We start from the raw sequence: 18859 nt of genomic DNA, 5'->3' as shown, positions 1-18859 counted from the left end.
TTCTTGCGCGCAACAGGACGCCGACCACGCTCCCGCAGGAGGCCGACAGCCACATCTCGGACGCTCCCGGAACAGTTGACCGGTAGGTGTCGAGGCCAGGGAGGCGGCGCCGCGCAGCCGACGATCGCCGGCCCGCGCCAGATCTCCTCGCCGGGCGGGAGCGGTTCACATCTGGGCCCCGACCCGTATCGGACATCGGACTTCCGTACGGGCGGGGGTTCCGGGGTCCGGGTCTCGGGGACGAAGGGCGGACCGAGGGCGGTGACCGCGGCGGAGTGGCTCGATCACGGGACGGAACGAGCTCCCCTCCTCGATCCGCCGGTGACCGGCTGCGTGATCTGCTCGACCGGCTCGCAGACCCCGACGGGGAGGTGGGGCAGTGCCTGCGGGACGGCCCGTGGGCGGAGGCTTCCCCGCGTATGCGGGGCGGTTGTGCGTGCCGGTAGAGTGATGCGCCGTGGCACCACGACCCTTGCACGAACTCGTCGAAGCCGGCTGGGCGAAGGCTTTCGAACCTGCGGCCGAACGCATCGCGGCCATGGGCGACTTCCTGCGCGCCGAGATAGCGGCCGGCCGGACCTACCTTCCGTCCGGGGCGAATGTCCTGCGGGCCTTCCAGCAGCCCTTCGACGACGTCCGTGTCCTGATCGTCGGACAGGACCCCTACCCCACGCCCGGGATGGCCATCGGACTGAGTTTCGCGGTCTCGCCGGAGGTGCGTTCGCTACCGGGCAGCCTGGAGAACATCTTCCGGGAGATGCACTCCGACCTCGGGCTGCCCAGGCCGTCGAACGGCGATCTGACGCCGTGGACGCGGCAGGGTGTGCTGTTGCTCAACAGGGCGTTGACGACGGCCCCGCGCAAGCCCGCGGCGCACCGGGGCAAGGGCTGGGAGGAGGTCACGGAGCAGGCCATCCGGGCGTTGGCGGCGCGCGGCAAGCCGCTGGTGTCCATCCTGTGGGGACGTGACGCGCGTAATCTGCGGCCGTTGCTCGGCGATCTTCCGGCGATCGAGTCCGCGCACCCGTCTCCGATGTCCGCGGACCGGGGTTTCTTCGGCTCCCGGCCGTTCAGCAGAGCCAACGACCTGCTGCTGCAGCAGGGTGCCCAGCCGGTGGACTGGCGACTGCCGTAGGGCATGGCGCGCGTGACGGCTTGGAGGGTGACGGCCTCCTGACCGGGGTGCCGGATGTCGTCACGTCGTTGGACGCATGGGTTTTCCACAGCGCGTTGCGACGTGGGTGAGCCCGGTGCGGAGCCTGTGCTCGGGCCATGACGGCCGGCCGGCAACGCCGGTGATCTGCTCCCAGAGGGCAAAGCGGAGAGCCGTTTCGGCCCGGTGGTCGGGTACGGCCGTCAAATGACGGCGAGGTCGGAAGTGGGGCGGGATCCCCTGAACGCGGGATCCCCTGAACGAGGACAGGAACCGCTGGGCTGCGCCAGCCTCGCGGAAGCCCTTCACCGCCCGTTCACGCTGCCGGACCGGCTGGTGGCCGTTCTCCGTCCTGTTGCCCGGGTCCCTGAGCGGGCAGTGCTCCACGGGGGCCTGACCGCGTGGTGGCCGCGCCGTAGGAGCAGAGCTCGTCGGTGACGGTCGCCTGCGGCACCGCACTCGTATCCTGCAGCGGACAGCGCAAGAAGTGCCTGGCCACGGCGGTTTCACGCCGGTTCTGCACGAGGAGGTCGAGCACCGTCCCGTCCTGGTCGACGGCCCGCCACAGGTACTTCTGTTCACCGTTGATCTCGATGACGCCACACCAGGCAGCTACACAACGTGTGCGGTTTCAACAGTCTGATCGGCTACGAACACGCGTGCCGGGCCACCCTCGCCGAGGGACTGGCCGCAGAGATCGTCTCCACGCTGCGAGGGGATCGACGAGAAGTCACCCGACCAGTTCGGGAAGACCGTTCGAGAAGCATGCCCCAGACCGATCAGGCGGACCGGACCGCATGACCAGAATCTCTACGTTCCCAGGGAATTGACACCCCGACGGGTTGACCGCGGAACGCCGCGACATCTCCGCCGTAGCCTGTTCAGAGGCGGACCTTGCCGTCATGTGAGGAGCGCCGCCACCAGGATCGCGAACGACGCTGTCGGACGGCTGGGCGTACAAGGGGAGCTCGACCCGGATCCGGGCCCCGCCCGTAGGGGCCCGGCCGATATGGAGATCACCTTGCGAGGTGAGGACGGCACGGTGAGCCATGTCCAGACCAAGGCCGGTAGAGGTGCCGCTCTGACCTCGTGCGAGGGCGCGTTGCGGCGCCTCGATGCCGGGGCCGACGTCGTCCACGGTGAGGACGACGGTGTGGGCTGTGCGCTGTACCTCGATGGTGAAGGAGGTGGTAGGCGCCGTGTGCCGGAAGACGTTTCCCACCAGAGCATCAGCCACGGCCGCCAGGACGTCTTCCGGCAGCCGTACGGTGATGGGTTCGTCTGTGGCGTGCAGGGAACGCTTCCGGGCCCTGATGCAGTCGACGATCGGCCGGTACGAGACCGAGGTCGTCAAGCCGCAGCGGCCGTGGAAGACGCTCTCCCCGCCGCACTCATCCGACCATCGCGGCCCGCACGCAGAGCACGTCCGGCAGGTGCGAGGCCAACTGCCGCCAGCTGTCGCCGTCGTCCGCCGACGCGAACACCTCGCCGTTGCGGTTGCCGAAGTACACGCCCGCCGGGTCCGCGTCGTCCGTGCAGAGCGCGTCGCGCAGCACGGTGCCGTAGTGGTCCTCCTGCGGCAGACCGGCCGACAGCGGCTCCCAGCTCTCGCCCGCGTCCGTCGTGCGGTAGACCCGGCAGCGGTGGTCGGCGGGCACCCGGTCCGCGTCGGCGTTGATCGGGAAGACGTACGCCGTGTCCGCGCGGTGGGGGTGCGCGGCGGCGGCGAAGCCGAAGGTGGACGGCAGGCCGGCGCCGATGTCCGTCCAGTGGGCGCCCGCGTCGTCGCTGCGGTACACCCCCCAGTGGTTCTGCAGGTACAGCCGGTCCGGATCGGCCGCGTCCCGCGCGACCTTGTGCACGCACTGGCCGAACTCCGGGTTCGGATCCGGCAGGAACACCGCGGAGACACCGGAGTTGGAAGGCGTCCAGCTCGCGCCGCCGTCGGTGGTGCGGAACACTCCGGCCGTGGACACGGCCACCGTCACCGCCCGGGGGTCCCGCTCGTCGGTGAGCACCGTGTGCAGGCCCTCACCGCCGCCGCCCGGCACCCATCGGGAGCGCGTCGGGTGCTCCCACAGCGGGCGCACCAGCTCGAAACTCTCCCCGCGGTCCTCGGAGCGGTACAGCGCGGCCGGTTCCGTGCCCGCGTACACCACGTCCGGCTCGCCGGCGGCCGGGTGCAGCTGCCACACCCGCTCCAGCGAAGCCCCGGTGTCCTGGGGGAACCTGACGGCCGGCTTCGCCGGTTCGGTCCAGGTCCTGCCGAGGTCGTCGGAGTGGAACACCGACGGGCCCCAGTGGGCACTGTCCCCGCCGGCGAGGAGCCGCGTGCGGCCGCCCCGTGTGTCGATCGCGACCGAGTAGATCGCCTGTGCGTTGAAGTACGGGGATTCGTCGAACTCCCAGGTGCCCCCGCGCCTCCGTCCGATGAACAGCCCCTTGCGCGTGCCCACGGCGAGCAGTACCTCGGTCATTCCGGCCACCTCCGCTGTGCTGTGACGTCCTTGTCCCAACCATCGGCCAGTCTGCACCCAGCCACTGACAGTCACCCCTGAAGTCGTCGTCGCCGCAGGTCACCGCGGCGGCGACGGTCCGGGACCGCAAGGTGTCGGCCGCCTTCGGCGGGAGTCCCGCGCGCCCGCCGCGCCCGTGGCACCGTCGGGACGGAGGACTCGTCCTGAGCATCCGGACCGCCGGCCCCGTATGGGAGGGCGGCCGGGATGTTCGTGCGCTCATGAGGAGGAAACCTTCGATGGCGTTCCGTGGTCCGAGGGTGTGGCTGTGGCGCTGGCGGCGCAATCCGCTCAAGCGGCGCTCCGACACGGTGGAGGCGTGGGTCGTGCTCGGCGCCTGGGTGCTGACCGTCGTGTGCGGGGTGCTGGCCGGCTGGACGGCCACCCGGTCCGTCGAGCAGAGTCTGGCCAGGGAGCGCGCCGAGTGGCGGCCGGTCGCCGGACGGCTCACCGAGCGGGCGCCCGGAAAGGCCACCGCGCGCTCCGGCGAACGGGTCTGGGCCGAGGCCGGCTGGACCGGGCCCGACGGCTCCGCCCGCACGGGTCAGGTCAGGGTGGCTCCGGGCAGCGCCGTCGGCACCACGGTGACGGTGTGGACCGACCGCCGGGGCCGTCTGGTCACGGAGCCCGCCACCGCCGCCCAGGCCCGGGTGCGGGCCTCGCTCGTCGGAGGCCTGGCGGGCGTGACCGTGGGGGTCCTGCCGTGCGCCGGCGGCCGGTACCTGCGCGGCCGGCTGGAGCGCCGTCGGATCGAGCGCTGGGCCGTGGAGTGGGCCCTGTTCGACGCGGTGCGGGGGCGGCCCGCGGGCTGAGCGGGGCCGTCCGGCGTCAGGAGCGCGCCTCGGCCGTGGTCTTGAGGTCGCGCAGCCATGTCTCCAGTCCCCAGCCGAGAGCGGCGGTGGCGGTGGGCACGTCCGCCTCGACCTGGGAGCCGGTCCAGGTCTCCTCGGTGTGGACGTGGACGCCGCCCCCGACCTTCGTGAAGGTCCACAGGTGGACTCCCTCGTCGATGCGCAGCCCCTCGCCGACCGCCGGGCCGCGCCACAGCACGCACTGCCCCTGCCGGATCGCCTGGACGGTGGACGTGATGCCGAGGGTGGTGGCGGGGGTCGTCGGGGTGGCGGGCGCCGGCGTCGTCCAGTGGAACCGCGAGCCCCTGCGCAGCGGACCGGTGTCGAGGCGCTCCGAGCCGGTGACGGGGGGCTGCCAGGACGGCCAGCGCTCCACGTCGGTCTGGAGCTTCCACACGGTGCTCATCGACGCGTCGATCACGATGTCGGACTCGTACCGGATCAGGGCGGAGTCGTCCACGCCGTGCCCGCGGCACCCGTCCTGGTGCGCGGTCCGGGCGGGGGCCGGCCGAGTGGACTGCGCGGACTCGGCGGCCGGGGCGGTCGTCGTCCCGAGCACACCGGCGAGGGCGAGCGGGACGGCGATCGCGGCGGCCCGGCGCGAGCCCCTTCGGGAGCGCGTGACGGGGGACGGGGGCTGGTCCTGGAACGGGGCCCGGGACTTCGTCGAGGTCGTGGAGCGTGTGCTGGTCACGGGGTTTCCTTCGTCCGGTGGATCGGGTGGGGCGCCGCGTGTGCGAGGCGGTCGCGCGACGGTGGAGCGTGCCGTCCGGGTGGACGGCGGCGGCGCTCGGCCGCGGGGGCGGGAACGGGGGCGGGCTACGGGGTGAGTACGACCTTCCCGGCGACGGTCCCGGACTCGGCCAGCCGCAGGGCGTCGGCGACCTGGGCGAGCGGCAGCCGGGCGGCGATCTGGGCGGTGACCTCGCCGCGCTCGAGGGCGGCGAAGACCTGGGCGAGGTCGGCGCGCAGCCGGGCCCGGAACCGGTCGCGGGACAGGGCCCGTCCGGCCCACACGTTGAAGAAGTAGGCGTGGCGCCCGTTGGGCAGGGCGTTCCACAGCCACACCCGGCCGAGCAGCTTGAGTACCGGGACCTGGCCCGAGCCCTCGTCGTCCCGGGTGGAGGCGCTGCCGTAGGAGACGAGCGTGCCGCCCGGGGCGAGGAGGCGCCAGGAGTCGACGATGCCGGGGCCGCCCACGTGGTCGAAGACGGCGTCCACCCCGCCGGGGGCGAGGGCGCGGACGCGCGCGGGGATGTCGTCGGTGCGGTAGTCGACGGGCTCCACGCCCTTCTCCCGCAGGGCGTCGTGGTGGCGGGCGGAGGCGGTACCGATCACCCTGGCGCCCGCCGCCCGGGCGAGCTGGACCAGCACCGAGCCGACACCGCCGTTGGCCCCGTGCACCAGAACGGTCTGGCCCGCGCGGACCCGTGCCTTGCGGTGCAGCATCTGCCAGGCGGTGATGCCGTTGACCACGAGCGTCTCCGCCTCCGCCGCGCCCACCCCGGCGGGCACCGGCACCACGTCCGCCGCGTCGACGAGCACGTGGCTGGCCCAGCCGCCGACCTTCACCAGCGCGGCCACCCGCAGGCCGGCGAGGCCCGGTTCGACGCCCGCGCCGGACGCCAGGACGGTGCCGACCAGGTCGTAGCCGGGCACGAAGGGGAACGGCGGCTGGTCGTAGTACCGGCCGCGCCGCATCTGCTGCTCGGCGAAGGAGATCCCGGTCGCCTCCATCCGGACGACGACCTGTCCCGGGCCGGGGGTGGGCACGACGCCGTGTCGCAGCTGCAGCCCCTCGGGCTCCACCTTGCCGGGCAGGACGACCTCGACGAGTTCTTCGGCGTTCATGACGACCTCCATGCGGTCCGTTGAGTTACGCGCTTTCGTGTTCGTTATAAGTTTTAACTCACGCGAAGGGGAGTGTCAATCGCTTCCGTGACACCTTCTAACTGAAGTTGCTCCGTGCAGCTTCCACGGCCCCTGTGACCTGTGTCCTCGTCGGCCGCCGACGGGCGACAGTGCCCGCCCCGGGATCCCGTCCGGGTCGGCACCGTCGGGCAGGGGGCAAAGGAGTACCCCCGGTCGCCGCCGAGCCGGGTCGCGCAGAAGGCGTCGGCGACCGCGGGCGGTGCGTACCTGACCACGAGGGGCGCCCGGAGGGTGAGGGCCGTGCGTTCCACGAGCCGACGGCCCTACGGTCGGCCGTCCGCCCAGGGTGCTCCGGCCGGGCCCTCGGCGACGGCGACCCGCATCGGTTCCTGCGGCACGGGACGGAAGCCGACCTGGTCGACGCGGTGGCCGTACCGGCCGTGGGTGCGGAGCACCGGCTCGTGCCGGTTCGCCGGTTCGCCCCGCTCCTGCGCCTCGGGACCGCCGGCCCGCCGACCGAGCCGGCGCAGGTCCGCCCGCCCACCCGGCACCCTCGTGCCGCACCCCTCCAGCGGGGCCGCGTCGTCGGAAGCGTCGTACGGGGGGCAGGGGCAGGGGCGGGGGCTGGTCGGTGACGGCGGGCGGCCTGCGGCGCGCCGGTTCCGTGTACGGCCTCGGCGACCGCTCTGCCGGAACGCCGGCGTCGGCAGGACGACGCCGTTCACCCGGCGACCCGGCCCCGGAGCGGCTACGGGGAGACGGCCGTGGTGACGGGCATCGGCCGGAGGTCCGCCGAACGGGTCCGACCGCGCACCGGGTTGACGCGTCCGCGGCTCGCGGGACCGCGAGAGGGGGTCCGACTGCGCCCGTGACCCCGAGCCGTCCCCGGCCGGCCGGACCGGAGCCCGTCACCCGTCACTTCACCGCCCGCCCGGACACCTCCGCCCCCGGACACCTCCGCCGAGGAACCGGCGGCTTCTCCACGGCCGTCGGAGGAGCGGGACGTCCGTGGCCGGGCCCTGCTCACGCATCTCGAGCGGGCCGGTCGGCCCGCCGACCGCGTCACCGCCGTCACCGCCTTCACCGCCTTCGCGGCCGTCGCGCGCCATCTCCTCGCCGGGCCGTTCTGCCCCCGTCCTGCCCCCGAGTTGCTGTCGGCGCACTGGCCCGGCGCCGCACTGCGCGCCGCCCGCGCCGGGTTCCAGCGGGAGGTGACGGCTCGCACGCGTGAACGCGCGTGACGGCCGGAGGGGGCGCGTGCGGGTCGCCTCCTCCGGCCGTCCGTGGGGGGAACGCCCGGTCTGCGCGGTGCTCGGCCTACTTGTAGGCGATGTCCGAGCTGGAGTACTTGCAGTACGTGCCGTCGGGGCCCGAGCCGTTCGTCGTCGGCTCCTTGCCGGTGTTGTTGCCGATGTACTTCTGGCAGGGGACGATCTTCTTGCTGGAGTCCCCGACGATGGTGATGCCCCGCAGGGTCGCGCTGTCGCCGTAGTTGGTGTTGATGCCGACGAGCTTGCTGCCCTTGTAGGTGACCTCGATGGTGTTGAGGTTGATCGTCCGCTTGTACTGTGTGGAGCAGTTGCCGCACGAGCGGATGAAGGTGCCGAAGTTCTTGACGGCGAAGTTGGAGACGTTCAGCGTCCCTGCGCCGTTGAACTGGAAGACCTTGTCGCTGGCTTCCTTCGCCCCGCCGCCGACGACGTTGTAGACGTTGGACGACGAGGAGCCGCGGAAGGTCGCCGCGTCCTCGCCGACGTCCTCCCACCAGACGTTCTGGAGCGTGCAGCTGCCCTTGCAGTGGATGCCGTCGGCGGCGGGCGCGCCGATGATGACGTTCTTGAGGACCGCGCCGGCCGCCAGCTCCAGGATGGGGCCCTGGTCCTCGTCCTGGCTGCCGCTGCCCAGGTCGCCCGTGCCGTACAGGCGCTTCATCCCGTAGTCCTTGGTGCCGGAGACCGAGATGGTGGCGGAGACGCCCTCGCTGCCGTTCGCGGTGGGCCAGGTGGCCGCGCTCGCCGGAGTGAGCGCCCCGCTAGTCATGATCATGCCAACCGCGAGGCCGACGGCGGCCAGTGAGCCCGTCAGGGCGCGCCCGCGAGGGTGCGTGGGTGCTGGGGAAGTCATGTCCCGATGCCTTCTTCCAGGTGGGGGATGGTCGAAGTTCTCCGGTGGTCGCGCCGGACGTCGCTAGGGCGATCACCGATTCGCGTATATGAACTTTTTCCTCGATGTTGAACGCACTGCTCGAACGGTGTGGACACTCGCGGGTTATGGCGAGCGGCTCGTCCACACTTCTGAACGGAAGGTAGAGGGCAAGCGCTTTCTAGTCAACGCCTCACGCAGAAGACGGCGGAAGTCGTCCGGCCGTGACCGCCGGCCGCTGGAACTCTGTGGAGCGAGGCCGTGGGAGCGCTTCCATGGAAAGCGTGTACATGCCACTATGCGAGGTCCGGACGAACTCCGCCCGCTGAACCCTCCTTCCGTGCACGACGAGCCGTCAACAGAAGGGACCAGCGTGATCGCCCCCGACTCCTTCAGGAGAGCGCTGCGTTCGGTACTCGCGGTGCTGCTCCTCCTCACCGGCGCCCTGCTCGCCGCCGCCCCCACCGCCTCCGCCCGGCCGCTCTCCGCGCCGGCGGCGGTCCCGCCCGCCACCCTCACCGAGGTCACCGGCTTCGGTGCCAACCCCAGCGGCCTCCGGATGTACGTGTACGCGCCGGCCGGCGTCACCGCCCACCCCGCCGTCCTCGTCGCCGTGCACTGGTGCGGGGGCTCCGGCCCGGCCATGTACTCGGGCACCGAGTACGCCCAACTCGCCGACCGGTACGGCTTCGTGATCGTCTACCCGTCCGTCACCCGGAGCAGCAAGTGCTTCGACGTCTCCTCGCCGCAGGCGCTCCGCCGCGACGGAGGCAGCGACCCCGTCGGGATCAGGTCGATGGTCGACTGGGTGAGCGCCGCCTACTCCGCCGACACCTCACGCGTGTTCGCCACCGGCATCTCCTCCGGCGCGATGATGACCAACGTCCTGCTCGGCGACTATCCCGACGTGTTCGCGGCGGGCGCCGCGTTCGCCGGGGTCCCGTTCGGCTGCTTCGCCACCACCGACGGCTCCGAATGGAACAGCGCCTGCTCCGGCGGCACCGTCGTCCGCACCCCGCAGCAGTGGGGCGACCTGGTGCGAGGCGCCCATCCCGGCTACACCGGGCCCTGGCCGCGCATGCAGCTGTGGCACGGCACCGAGGACGACGTGCTGCGCTACCCCAACTTCGGCGAGGAGATCAAGCAGTGGACCGAGGTGCGCGGGATCGGCCAGACCCCGTCCGCCACCGACTCGCCGCAGACCGGCTGGACCCGCACCCGCTACGGCGGCACCGGTGACCGGGCCCCGGTGGAGGCCATCAGTCTCCAGGGTGTCGGCCACAACCTCTACGCATGGGGCATGGCCGCCCGGGTGCTCACCTTCTTCGGCCTGGACGCCGGCGGCGGGCCCGGACCGGATCCCCAGCCCACGGGCCCCTGCAGGGTGACCGTGTCCACCAGCGCGTGGAACACCGGTCTGACCGCTTCGGTGACGCTCACCAACACCGGCACCTCGACGGTGAACGGCTGGCGGCTCGGTTTCACCCTGCCCGCCGGGCAGACCGTCACCAACGGCTGGGGCGCCACCTACACCCCGGCCTCCGGGGCGGTGACGGCCACGAACGCGTCGTACAACGGCACGCTCGCGCCGAACGCGAGCGTCACCCTCGGCTACCAGGCGAGCCATACGGGCGACAGCCGGGCGCCCTCCTCCTTCACGTTGAACGGGACGCAGTGCGCGCTGGGCTGATGCCGCTCGCCGCGGGCGGCGCGGAAATTCCGGGGCGGGGAACGGGCGGGCGACGTTGCGTCGCCGCGACCTGGGACCCGCCCCGGCGGGACGGCGAGGTGCGCACGGCGGCCGACGACGTGGTCAGGCTGTTCGCCGCCGGGAGACGGGTCCGCGTCTTCGCCGCCGTGGCGCCGGGTGCCGCGAGCGCCGCGGCACCCGACCGGCCGGGCCCGGGACTCACACCGACCGGTGGTACTGGTCGGGCACCCGCACCTCGGCGCCCCTCTCGCGGGCCGCCTGTCGTGCCCAGGAGGGGTTGCGCAGCAGCTCGCGGCCGAGCAGCACCGCGTCGGCCTCGCCGTTGGCCAGGATCTTCTCGGCCTGCCCGGCGTCGGTGATCAGGCCGACCGCGGCCACCGGCATCGGCGTCTCGGCCTTCACCCGCGCGGCGAACGGGACCTGGTAGCCCGGACCGACCGGGATGCGCACGCCCGAGGCGTTGCCGCCGGTGGACACGTCGAGCAGGTCCACGCCGTGCGCGTGCAGCTCACGGGCGAAGCGGACCGTCTCGTCGGGGGTCCAGCCGTCCTCCTCCAGCCAGTCGGTCGCGGAGATGCGGAAGAACAGCGGCTTGTCGTCGGGCCACACGGCCCGTACGGCGTCGACGACCTCCAGCGCGAACCGGGTGCGGTTCTCGTAGGAGCCGCCGTACTCGTCGGTGCGGTGGTTGGAGTGCGGGGAGAGGAAGTTGCCGATCAGGTAGCCGTGGGCGCCGTGGATCTCGGCGATCTCGAAGCCGGCGGCGAGAGCGCGCCGCGCCGCGTCCTGGAACTCGCCCACGATCCGCGCGATCCCAGAGGTGGTCAGTTCGCTCGGCACCGGGTGGGTCTCGGCGAAGGGGACCGGGCTCGGACCCACCGGCTGCCATCCGTGCGCCCGCGGTCCCACGGGCGCCCCGCCCTTCCAGGGCCGGTCGGTGGAGGCCTTGCGGCCGGCGTGGGCGAGCTGGATCGCGGGGACGGTGCCCTGTGCGGCGAGGAACCGGGTGATCCGGCGGAACGCCTCGACCTGGGTGTCGTTCCAGATGCCGAGGTCGTACGGCGAGATGCGGCCCTCCGGGGACACGGCGGTGGCCTCGACGATGATCAGGCCGGTGCCCCCCGTCGCGCGGGCCGCGTAGTGCGCGAAGTGCCAGTCGGTGGCGACGCCGGTCAGCGGGCCCTCGGGCGCGGCCGAGTACTGGCACATGGGCGGCATCCACACCCGGTTGGGGATCGTCACGTCGCGCAGGGAGTAGGGCTGGAAGAGCGCGCTCACGGCGGACTCCATTCGTCACGGGGCCGATGGTCGACTCGTACGATAGGCATCGTAGTACGCCGAGTGTCAAACTACGATGGGTCTCGTACCATGGGGATTCCCGACGAAGTGGAGCCGCCGTGACCACCCCCGCAGTGAGCAGCCGTGATCTTCCGCATCCGGCGCGCGAGGAGATCCGGCTGGAAGCCGTGCTGCACGCGCTCTCCGATCAGATGCGCCTGCGGATCGTGCGAGAGCTCGCCGCCGACGGCGACGAGCTCTCCTGTTCTCACTTCGACCTGCCGGTGACCAAGTCGACCACCACGCACCACTTCCGGGTGCTGCGCGAAGCCGGCGTCCTCAGGCAGGTCTACCGGGGCACGGCCAAGATGAACGGCCTGCGCAAGGACGAGCTAGACGACCTCTTCCCGGGGCTTCTCGACGCCGTCCTCGACGCCGCCGGCCGCGAGGCCCGGCGTCTGCGCGCGCGGTGAGCCACCGCTCCGGGGAAGGTGGTTGAACAGCAGGTTCAGGACGATCGCGGTCGCACAGCCCGCGCTGATACCGCTGTTCATCACCGTCTGGAACCAGTCGGGGAACTTCTCGTAGACCGTCGGCACGCCCACCGGCAGCACGCCCATCGCCACCGACACGGCCACCACGGTCAGGTTGTGGTTGCCCTCGAACTCGACCTCGGCCAGCGTCCGCAGCCCGCTCGCCGCGACGGTCCCGAACATCACGAGGCCCGCACCGCCGAGAACCGGCGCCGGAACCGCCGCCACCACCGCGCCCAGTTTGGGCAGCAGGCCGAGCAGGACGAGGATGCCGCCGGCGGTGGCCACGACCCAGCGGCTGCGCACCCGGGTCATGCCCACCAGTCCCACGTTCTGTGCGTACGCCGTGTAGGGGAAGGTGTTGAAGACGCCGCCCAGCACGGTCGACAGGCCGTCGGCGCGCAGGCCGTCGGAGAGGGAGCGCGGGTCGACCCTGCGGCCGGTCGTCTCGCCGACCGCGATGAAGTCACCCGTTGTCTCCGTCATGGACACCAGCGCCACGACCAGCATGGAGGCGATCGCCGACGCCTCGAAGACGGGAGCCCCGAAGTGGAACGGCGTGCTGATGCCGACCCAGCCGGCGTCGGAGACCCCGCCGAAGTCGGTGAAACCGAACGGGACGGCGACCGCGAGACCCGCCACGATGCCGATCAGCACCGCGATCCGGCTCAGGAAGGCCGGCGCGAACCGCTGCACGCCCAGCACCACCGCCAGCACGAACGCGGCGAGCGCGATGTTCTTCGGCTCCCCGAAGTCCGCCGAACCGGCCCCGCCCGCAGCCCAGTTGCCCGCGACCGGCAGCAGGGAGACGCCGATGACCAGGATGACCGTGCCGGTGACGAGCGGCGGGAAGAACCTCAGCAGCCTGCCGAACACGGGTGCCAGCAGCACGATCGCGAGCCCGGCCACGATCACCGAGCCGTAGATCGCGGGCAGCCCGCCACCCGTCGTCCCGATCAGCACCATCGGCGACACCGCCGCGAACGTACAGCCCTGCATGATCGGCAGCCGTACGCCGAAGCGCCAGAAGCCCACGCACTGGATGAGCGTGGCCATGCCGCACACCAGCAGATCCGCGGTGATCAGATACGCCAGGTCGGCGGGTGACAACTTCATCGCACCGCCCACGATCAGCGGCACGGCGACCGCGCCCGCGTACATCGCGAGCACGTGCTGGAGGCCGAAGGCGGCCAACTGCCGTGCGGGCGGCACCTCGTCGACGGGATGGACGGGCGTGGTCGTGGCCATGGGCACTCCAGGGCGGCGGGAGACGGGAGAGGGGCGTGGGGGGAGCGGGAGGGCGGGGGAGCGGGGGCGGCATCCGGACAGCACGAGACCGTACGAGGCTTGAACAGTTTGTTGATTTCGTGGACGTTGCCGCTGTGTGTCCCCTACACCGATCTGCGTCGGCCCCGCCGCGGAGCGCGGCTCGGTCCGGTCCGGTCCGGGAGTTTCGCCCCGTCCCGTCCCGCCCCGGTGAGACCCCCGTGCCGCCTCGGCCCGTCCGGCGCACCGTGCGGCAGGAGTTGCCCAGGGGGGTGCGTCAGAGCATCGCGCGCATCCGCGTGATCTCCGTCGTCTGCTCCGCGACGACGTCGTCGGCCATCTCCTCGATCCGTACGTTGTTCCCCTGCGCCTTGACGTCCGCGGCCATGGTGACGGCCCCCTCGTGGTGAGTGATCATCAAGGTCAGGAAGAGCTGGTCGAAGGCCTTGCCGCTCGCCGCCCGCAGCTTCTTCAACTGCGCCTCGGTCGCCATCCCGGGCATCGCGGCGTGCTCGTGTCCGCCACCCGCGCCGCCGCTGCCGTCCTTGTCGTAGGTCGCCAGCCAGCTCTCCATGGCCTCGATCTCCGGGCCCTGTGCGGCGGTGATCCGGGAGGCGAGCGCCTTGACCTTCGCCGACTCGCCCTGTTCCGGGGCGAGTCCGGTCATCTCCAGGGCCTGGCGGTGGTGCTCGATCATCATCCGGGCGAAGTCGATGTCCGCGCTGTTGGGGGTGTCGTCGTCGACGCGCTGCTCCGCCGCGTCCTGGGCGGAGAGTGTCCGGTTGGCCTCTCCCGGCTTCCCCGGCACGATCACCGACGGCCCGGCGGCCGCGCCCGACTCGGAGTCCGACCCGGCGTCGCAGCCCGTCAGGACCAGGGCGAACAGCGCGGCGGCGGCAAGGGGCGCACGGCGGACGGGCACAACGACCTCCAGGTGCTGGCGAGTTCAGAACCGGCCATGGGTGAGCGGACGATCCTGGACCGTCCTGGTACGAGTCTGCGCCTCACTGATCGAAAACATTCATGACAAGTGCGTTGCCGACTGTTGATCTGTGCATGATGAAGACGATACTTCGGGGGACCGTGAACCGTTCCCTGCGAACGGCGACTAGGGAGGACGCAGTGACCCTGTTGAACGAATCCCGAACGCGGCACAGACGACTGGGAGTTGTCGCGGCCTGTGCCGGACTCCTGGCCACGCTGCTCTCGGCGGTGCCGGCCGCCGCGACCCCCGATCCGGGGGACGGCCCGGCCGTGGAGCGCGAAGTGTCCCGGAAGGCACAGGCCGACGTGGCCGAGGCGATCGCCGACGGCGAGATACCCGGCCAGGACGAGATCGTCCACTCCGCCAACATCGAGCATCTCGCCAACATCCCCAAGGACCTGCTGCCCGGCACCAATACGGACCTGGCCTTCCAGGGCAAGTACGCCTTCTCCGGCAACTACGACGGCTTCCGCATCTTCGACATCAGCAACCCGAAGGCCCCGAAGACGGTCTCCCAGGTGCTGTGCCCCGGCTCGCAGAACGACATCTCCGTCTCCGGCGACCTGCTGTTCCTGTCCACCGACTCCTCGCGCAGCGACAGCAGTTGCAACAGCACCACGCAGCCCGCGACCGAGAAGTCCTCGTGGGAGGGCATGAAGGTCTTCGACATCAGCGACAAGGCGAACCCGAAGTACGTCGCCGCCGTCGAGACCGCCTGCGGTTCGCACACCCACACGCTGGTGCCCGAGCGCAGGAACGTCTACGTCTACGTCTCGTCGTACTCGCCCAACGCGGCCTACCCCGACTGCCAGCCCCCGCACGACGGCATCTCGATCATCAAGGTGCCGCGCAAGGCGCCGGAGAAGGCCGCGATCGTGAACTTCCCGGTGCTGTTCCCGGGGGAGGGGCCGGACGGCGGCGGCAACCCGGGCGGGCCCACCAACCCCGGTGTCTCCAAGACGACCGGATGCCACGACATCACCGTGCTGCCGGAGAAGGACCTGGCGGCGGGCGCCTGCATGGGCGACGGCATCCTGTTCTCGATCAAGGACCCGGAGAACCCGAAGATCATCGACCAGGTCCAGGACAACGTGAACTTCGCGTTCTGGCACTCGGCGACCTTCAACCAGAAGGCGAACAAGGTCGTCTTCACCGACGAGCTGGGCGGCGGCGGCGCTGCCACCTGCACCGCGGAGATCGGCCCGGACAAGGGCGCCGACGGCATCTACGACATCGTCGGCAGGGGTGACAAGCGCAAGCTCGTCTTCCGCAGCTACTTCAAGATCGACCGTCCCCAGGCCCCCACCGAGGTCTGCGTCGCGCACAACGGCTCGCTGATCCCGGTCGAGGGCAAGGACATCATGGTCCAGGCCTGGTACCAGGGCGGCGTCTCCGTCTGGGACTTCACCGACTCCGCCCACCCGAAGGAGATCGCCTACTTCGAGCGCGGCCCGGTCAACACCGAGCGGCTGACGACCGCCGGCCCCTGGTCGGCGTACTACTACAACGGCTACATCTACTCGAACGACATCGCCAAGGGCTTCGACGTGCTGAAGATCAACGACCGGCGCACGGACCCGGCGAAGCATGTGCGACTGCGTGAGCTGAACGTCCAGACGCAGCCGGACTACTTCGACTGATCCACGGCTCTCGGCCCGTCCCCGGGCTCCGTCCGATCCGCAGGCCCCGTCCGATCCGCAGGCCCCGTCCGGTTCCCGGGCCCCGGACCGGACGCGGTCGGCCGGTCCGTCGCGAAGAAGCGTGAGAAATCGGTGTCACACGTCCCGCCGGGCGCCTCGGTGTCCGGCGGGACCCCCTGGGCCCAGTCCAGCCGGTACCGCGTGAACAGTTCGGCCCGCAGCGGCGTCAGGGGCATCCCCGCGTTCGGCAGGACCATGGCGTAGACCGCGCCCATTAGCAGGGAGCGCAGCATCGGGTAATCGGCGTCGACGTCCGGCGAGCCGTGCCGGGCCACCGTGTCCCGCAGCAGTTCGGCCAACCGCCGTTGCTCGGGGCACTGCACGAACCCCTCCGCCTGGAGCAGTCCCGCCATGTGCTGGCGCATCAGCACCGTCCGGTCCCGGGCCAGCCCCAGGATCGCGTCGACGGCCCGCGCCATCCGCTCCCGGCCGTCCTCGACGCGCGGCTCGCGCTCCAGCGCCTCCTCCAGCGTGCGGTGCATCAGCCGGTGCACGGCCGACTGCACCAGCTGGCGCTTGCCCGGGAAGTAGTAGGACACCAGACCGCGGGCCGATCCCGCCCGGTCCGCGATGTCGCCGAGCGTCGTCGCCTCGTACCCGCGCTCGCTGACCAGCTCGACGGCGGCCTGGAGGAGCCGTTCCCGGGAACGCCGACGCAATTCTTCATTGACCGAGGCGCTGCGCGGGGACATCCTGTAACTCCTGCGTTGACTGGCTGCCAGCCAACTATACTCAACGCAGCCCGGTCGGCTCCGTTGCTGAGGCGTACCGGGAGCCGCCTGCTCTGGGCGACGCGGGGGATCGTCCAGAGCGGGCGCACTTTTCGCCCGATGGTTTCCTGAGGCATCTTTTCGCGGGTCTCGGTCCTCGGTTCCCCCTCCACATCTGCCGTCACTCCGCTCCGTGTTCCTCCGGCTCCGGGTCTCGGTTCTGTACTCTCCGCGCACCCCTCTGCCTCATCGGTCGCCTCACGCCCCGGCCGTCCCTACAGTGGGCGGCAGTGCCGAGCCGAGGAGAGGGCGCAACGCCATGGCAGCCGACAGCGGACAGGACCGGGAGATCCTCACCCGGATCACGACGATGGTCGAGGACGAGCGCAGGCTGCGGGAGGACCTGGCGGCCGGCCGGATCGACGACGCCACCGAACACCAGCGGCTCAACGAACTGGAACGCGCCCTCGACCAGTGCTGGGACCTGCTGCGCCAACGCCGCGCCAAGGCCGAGTTCGGGGAGAACCCGGACGAGGCGCGGGTGCGGTCCTCGTCGCAGGTGGAGGGCTACCGGGGCTGACCTGCCACGCACCGTGGTCGGTGGTCGGTGGTCGGTGGTCGGTGGGCGTTATGCGGTATGCGTAGCCGGTAGTCAGTCGGCGGCATGCGGCATGTGGCCTGCGGCATGGTGATCGGCGGGGGTTTCACCCCACCAGGTCCATTACCGGCCGCAGGCCGTCCGGCCGTTCGGCGGCCGGCAGATGGTCGACGAGGTACACCGAGCAGCCGAGCGCCGCGGCCCCGCCGTCGGCCGGCCGGCTGTCGCCGGCCATCAGCGTTGCGCGCGGATCGGCGCCGAGCGCCTCGCACGCCGTCGCGGACAGGCGCGGGTCCGGCTTCTGCACCCCGTGCTCGTACGACAGCACATAGGCGTCGACACAGGCGTCGAGGCCGTGCTCACGGAACACCGGCCGCAGGTCCCACCCGATGTTGCTCACCACACCCACCCGCACCTCGCGCTCGCGCAGGGTGCTCAGCACGTGCGGGGCGTCCGGGTACGGCGCCCGGGCGGCCGGCCGCATGTGCCGGTCGTACAGCGCGTCGTGCAGGGCCGGGTCGGGCAGCAGCACCTGACGGGAGAGCCCGGTGCAGGCGGCCCGGTGCAGCTCCGCACTCTCGTCGCGTACCTGTCACAGGTCCGCCAGCTCCTCCGGTACCCGCACCGGAAAGGCTCCGCCGGGCAGCGCACCGGCCGCCTCCAGCGCCCGGGCCGTTTCCCGCAGTTCCCCCTCGGGCAGTTCGGCACCGGCCGCGTCGAGCACGGCCCGCAGCCACGACTCGGCGGACTCGATGCGGAAGAGGGTGCCGGAGAAGTCGAACAGCACGGTGGAGGTCATGCGCTGATCTCCGGTGGCGGAGCCGGGGCGTGCTCATGGCCGCCACCTCACGTGCGCCGCGATCGCCAGGCACACCAGTGCTGCACCCATGAGCCAGCCGCCGAGGACGTCCGTGGGCCAGTGGACCCCCAGCCAGACGCGGGTCAGTCCGACGCCCACCACCGAGACGACGGCCACCGCCACCGCCGTACGCCACAGGACGGGGCCCGCGCCGTGGCGGTGCAGGAGCCACAGGAGGAGACCCAGGACGACGGTGGCCGTGAGGGCGTGGCCGGAGGGGTAGGCCGCGTAGTGGGCGGAGTCGACGGGGTCGGTCCAGACCGGGCGTTTACGGTCGACCGCGGCCTTGAGGCCCTGCTGGAGAGCGGTGCCGACCGCCGACACCGTGATCAGCCACACCGCCGTCCACCACGCCGAGCGGCGCCACACCAGCCACACGGCCACCGCCGCGCACAGCAGTCGCATCGTCAGCGGGTCCCAGACCCAGTCCGTCAGGATACGGCCGGCATGGGTGACGTCGGGGTCGGCGACCGCCCAGCGGTGGGTCGTGCGCGAGATGTCTCCGTCGGCGGAGATCAGGGGATGCCATCGGGTGGCCACCAGGATCAGCAGCACGAGCGAGCACAGGCCCAGGGCGATCGCCGTACGGACCGCGGTGCGGTACGGCGACGGGGCGGACGGGGAGTCGACGGATCGGCGGTGCATGAAGTGATCCTTGCCGAACTGCGGGGTGCCAAGCCAACCA

General features: G+C 71.7%; 17 protein-coding genes and 2 pseudogenes. 6 read left to right on the top strand and 13 right to left on the bottom strand.

Going from position 1 to position 18859, the window contains the following annotated elements:
• Positions 1-457 precede the first annotated feature (457 nt).
• On the top strand, positions 458-1135 hold the full coding sequence (locus ACIP5W_RS18710) for a uracil-DNA glycosylase (protein ID WP_401474207.1): 678 nt from the start codon (positions 458-460) through the stop codon (positions 1133-1135).
• A 334-nt stretch (positions 1136-1469) separates the two neighbouring features.
• Here the strand turns inward: ACIP5W_RS18710 and ACIP5W_RS18705 are convergent, their stop codons facing one another.
• From ACIP5W_RS18705 to ACIP5W_RS18695, 3 genes are all read right to left on the bottom strand, one after another.
• Positions 1470-1691 (bottom strand): hypothetical protein, encoded by a 222-nt coding sequence (locus ACIP5W_RS18705; protein ID WP_401474204.1) that lies wholly within the window; start codon positions 1689-1691, stop codon positions 1470-1472.
• Positions 1692-1883: 192 nt separating this feature from the next.
• Positions 1884-2390: an ATP-binding protein gene (locus ACIP5W_RS18700; RefSeq protein ID WP_401474460.1), complete on the bottom strand. Its 507-nt coding sequence runs from the start codon at positions 2388-2390 to the stop codon at positions 1884-1886.
• Between the two features lie 154 nt (positions 2391-2544).
• Positions 2545-3630 (bottom strand): WD40/YVTN/BNR-like repeat-containing protein, encoded by a 1086-nt coding sequence (locus ACIP5W_RS18695; protein WP_401474201.1) that lies wholly within the window; start codon positions 3628-3630, stop codon positions 2545-2547.
• A 278-nt stretch (positions 3631-3908) separates the two neighbouring features.
• Between ACIP5W_RS18695 and ACIP5W_RS18690 the strand changes: the two genes are divergently transcribed.
• On the top strand, positions 3909-4481 hold the full coding sequence (locus ACIP5W_RS18690) for a hypothetical protein (RefSeq protein WP_401474198.1): 573 nt from the start codon (positions 3909-3911) through the stop codon (positions 4479-4481).
• A 16-nt stretch (positions 4482-4497) separates the two neighbouring features.
• Here the strand turns inward: ACIP5W_RS18690 and ACIP5W_RS18685 are convergent, their stop codons facing one another.
• The 4 genes and pseudogenes from ACIP5W_RS18685 to ACIP5W_RS18670 all read right to left on the bottom strand — a co-directional run bounded on the left by ACIP5W_RS18685 (position 4498) and on the right by ACIP5W_RS18670 (position 8516).
• Positions 4498-5106, bottom strand: coding sequence for an SRPBCC family protein (locus ACIP5W_RS18685; RefSeq protein WP_401474457.1), 609 nt, complete (start codon positions 5104-5106; stop codon positions 4498-4500).
• Positions 5107-5339: 233 nt separating this feature from the next.
• Entirely contained in the window at positions 5340-6371 is a 1032-nt protein-coding gene (locus ACIP5W_RS18680) for a medium chain dehydrogenase/reductase family protein (protein ID WP_401474195.1), read from the bottom strand.
• 347 nt (positions 6372-6718) lie between these two features.
• A pseudogene (locus ACIP5W_RS18675) lies at positions 6719-7102 on the bottom strand (hypothetical protein); the annotation flags it as partial.
• 607 nt (positions 7103-7709) lie between these two features.
• Positions 7710-8516 (bottom strand): pectate lyase, encoded by an 807-nt coding sequence (locus tag ACIP5W_RS18670; protein WP_401474192.1) that lies wholly within the window; start codon positions 8514-8516, stop codon positions 7710-7712.
• Positions 8517-8874: 358 nt separating this feature from the next.
• Here ACIP5W_RS18670 and ACIP5W_RS18665 point away from each other — a divergent pair, with 358 nt between their 5' ends.
• Positions 8875-10224 carry a PHB depolymerase family esterase gene (locus ACIP5W_RS18665; protein WP_401474189.1) on the top strand — a complete coding sequence of 450 codons (1350 nt, stop codon included), beginning with the start codon at positions 8875-8877 and terminating at the stop codon, positions 10222-10224.
• Between the two features lie 219 nt (positions 10225-10443).
• On the opposite strand, the gene ACIP5W_RS18660 is transcribed toward ACIP5W_RS18665, so the two are convergent.
• On the bottom strand, positions 10444-11523 hold the full coding sequence (locus ACIP5W_RS18660) for an NADH:flavin oxidoreductase/NADH oxidase (RefSeq protein ID WP_401474186.1): 1080 nt from the start codon (positions 11521-11523) through the stop codon (positions 10444-10446).
• Positions 11524-11642: 119 nt separating this feature from the next.
• Between ACIP5W_RS18660 and ACIP5W_RS18655 the strand changes: the two genes are divergently transcribed.
• Entirely contained in the window at positions 11643-11996 is a 354-nt protein-coding gene (locus tag ACIP5W_RS18655) for an ArsR/SmtB family transcription factor (protein WP_401474183.1), read from the top strand.
• Here the strand turns inward: ACIP5W_RS18655 and ACIP5W_RS18650 are convergent.
• Positions 11916-13304: a nucleobase:cation symporter-2 family protein gene (locus tag ACIP5W_RS18650; RefSeq protein WP_401474180.1), complete on the bottom strand. Its 1389-nt coding sequence runs from the start codon at positions 13302-13304 to the stop codon at positions 11916-11918. The genes ACIP5W_RS18655 and ACIP5W_RS18650 overlap by 81 nt on opposite strands.
• A 295-nt stretch (positions 13305-13599) precedes the next feature.
• Positions 13600-14244 (bottom strand): DUF305 domain-containing protein, encoded by a 645-nt coding sequence (locus tag ACIP5W_RS18645; RefSeq protein WP_401474177.1) that lies wholly within the window; start codon positions 14242-14244, stop codon positions 13600-13602.
• Positions 14245-14444: 200 nt separating this feature from the next.
• Here ACIP5W_RS18645 and ACIP5W_RS18640 point away from each other — a divergent pair, with 200 nt between their 5' ends.
• Positions 14445-15947 (top strand): LVIVD repeat-containing protein, encoded by a 1503-nt coding sequence (locus tag ACIP5W_RS18640; RefSeq protein WP_401474175.1) that lies wholly within the window; start codon positions 14445-14447, stop codon positions 15945-15947.
• Here ACIP5W_RS18640 and ACIP5W_RS18635 read toward each other — a convergent pair.
• Positions 15935-16699 (bottom strand): TetR/AcrR family transcriptional regulator, encoded by a 765-nt coding sequence (locus ACIP5W_RS18635; RefSeq protein ID WP_401474172.1) that lies wholly within the window; start codon positions 16697-16699, stop codon positions 15935-15937. The two genes, ACIP5W_RS18640 and ACIP5W_RS18635, sit on opposite strands and share 13 nt — an antisense overlap.
• A gap of 337 nt (positions 16700-17036) precedes the next feature.
• Here ACIP5W_RS18635 and ACIP5W_RS18630 point away from each other — a divergent pair, with 337 nt between their 5' ends.
• Positions 17037-17297: a DUF2630 family protein gene (locus ACIP5W_RS18630; protein ID WP_401474170.1), complete on the top strand. Its 261-nt coding sequence runs from the start codon at positions 17037-17039 to the stop codon at positions 17295-17297.
• Positions 17298-17421: 124 nt separating this feature from the next.
• On the opposite strand, the pseudogene ACIP5W_RS18625 reads toward ACIP5W_RS18630, so the two are convergent.
• Positions 17422-18114: pseudogene (locus tag ACIP5W_RS18625) on the bottom strand (HAD family hydrolase).
• A 33-nt stretch (positions 18115-18147) separates the two neighbouring features.
• Positions 18148-18819: a phosphatase PAP2 family protein gene (locus tag ACIP5W_RS18620; RefSeq protein WP_401474167.1), complete on the bottom strand. Its 672-nt coding sequence runs from the start codon at positions 18817-18819 to the stop codon at positions 18148-18150.
• Between the last annotated feature and the right edge of the window lie 40 nt (positions 18820-18859).

Origin of the sequence: Streptomyces sp. NPDC088766, from assembly GCF_044750845.1 — a bacterium.
Lineage (GTDB): Bacteria > Actinomycetota > Actinomycetes > Streptomycetales > Streptomycetaceae > Streptomyces.
The sequence above is the reverse complement of the archived record's forward strand: the minus strand, read 5'-3'. Positions and strand labels throughout refer to the sequence as shown.

What these genes read in the sequence shown, in the direction of transcription:
- ACIP5W_RS18635 (WP_401474172.1), bottom strand. Translation starts at nt 16,699, where the DNA reads ATGTCCCCGCGCAGCGCCTCGGTCAATGAAGAATTGCGTCGGCGTTCC.
- ACIP5W_RS18695 (WP_401474201.1), bottom strand. Translation starts at nt 3,630, where the DNA reads ATGACCGAGGTACTGCTCGCCGTGGGCACGCGCAAGGGGCTGTTCATC.
- ACIP5W_RS18670 (WP_401474192.1), bottom strand. Translation starts at nt 8,516, where the DNA reads ATGACTTCCCCAGCACCCACGCACCCTCGCGGGCGCGCCCTGACGGGC.
- ACIP5W_RS18690 (WP_401474198.1), top strand. Translation starts at nt 3,909, where the DNA reads ATGGCGTTCCGTGGTCCGAGGGTGTGGCTGTGGCGCTGGCGGCGCAAT.
- ACIP5W_RS18630 (WP_401474170.1), top strand. Translation starts at nt 17,037, where the DNA reads ATGGCAGCCGACAGCGGACAGGACCGGGAGATCCTCACCCGGATCACG.
- ACIP5W_RS18650 (WP_401474180.1), bottom strand. Translation starts at nt 13,304, where the DNA reads ATGGCCACGACCACGCCCGTCCATCCCGTCGACGAGGTGCCGCCCGCA.
- ACIP5W_RS18620 (WP_401474167.1), bottom strand. Translation starts at nt 18,819, where the DNA reads ATGCACCGCCGATCCGTCGACTCCCCGTCCGCCCCGTCGCCGTACCGC.
- ACIP5W_RS18680 (WP_401474195.1), bottom strand. Translation starts at nt 6,371, where the DNA reads ATGAACGCCGAAGAACTCGTCGAGGTCGTCCTGCCCGGCAAGGTGGAG.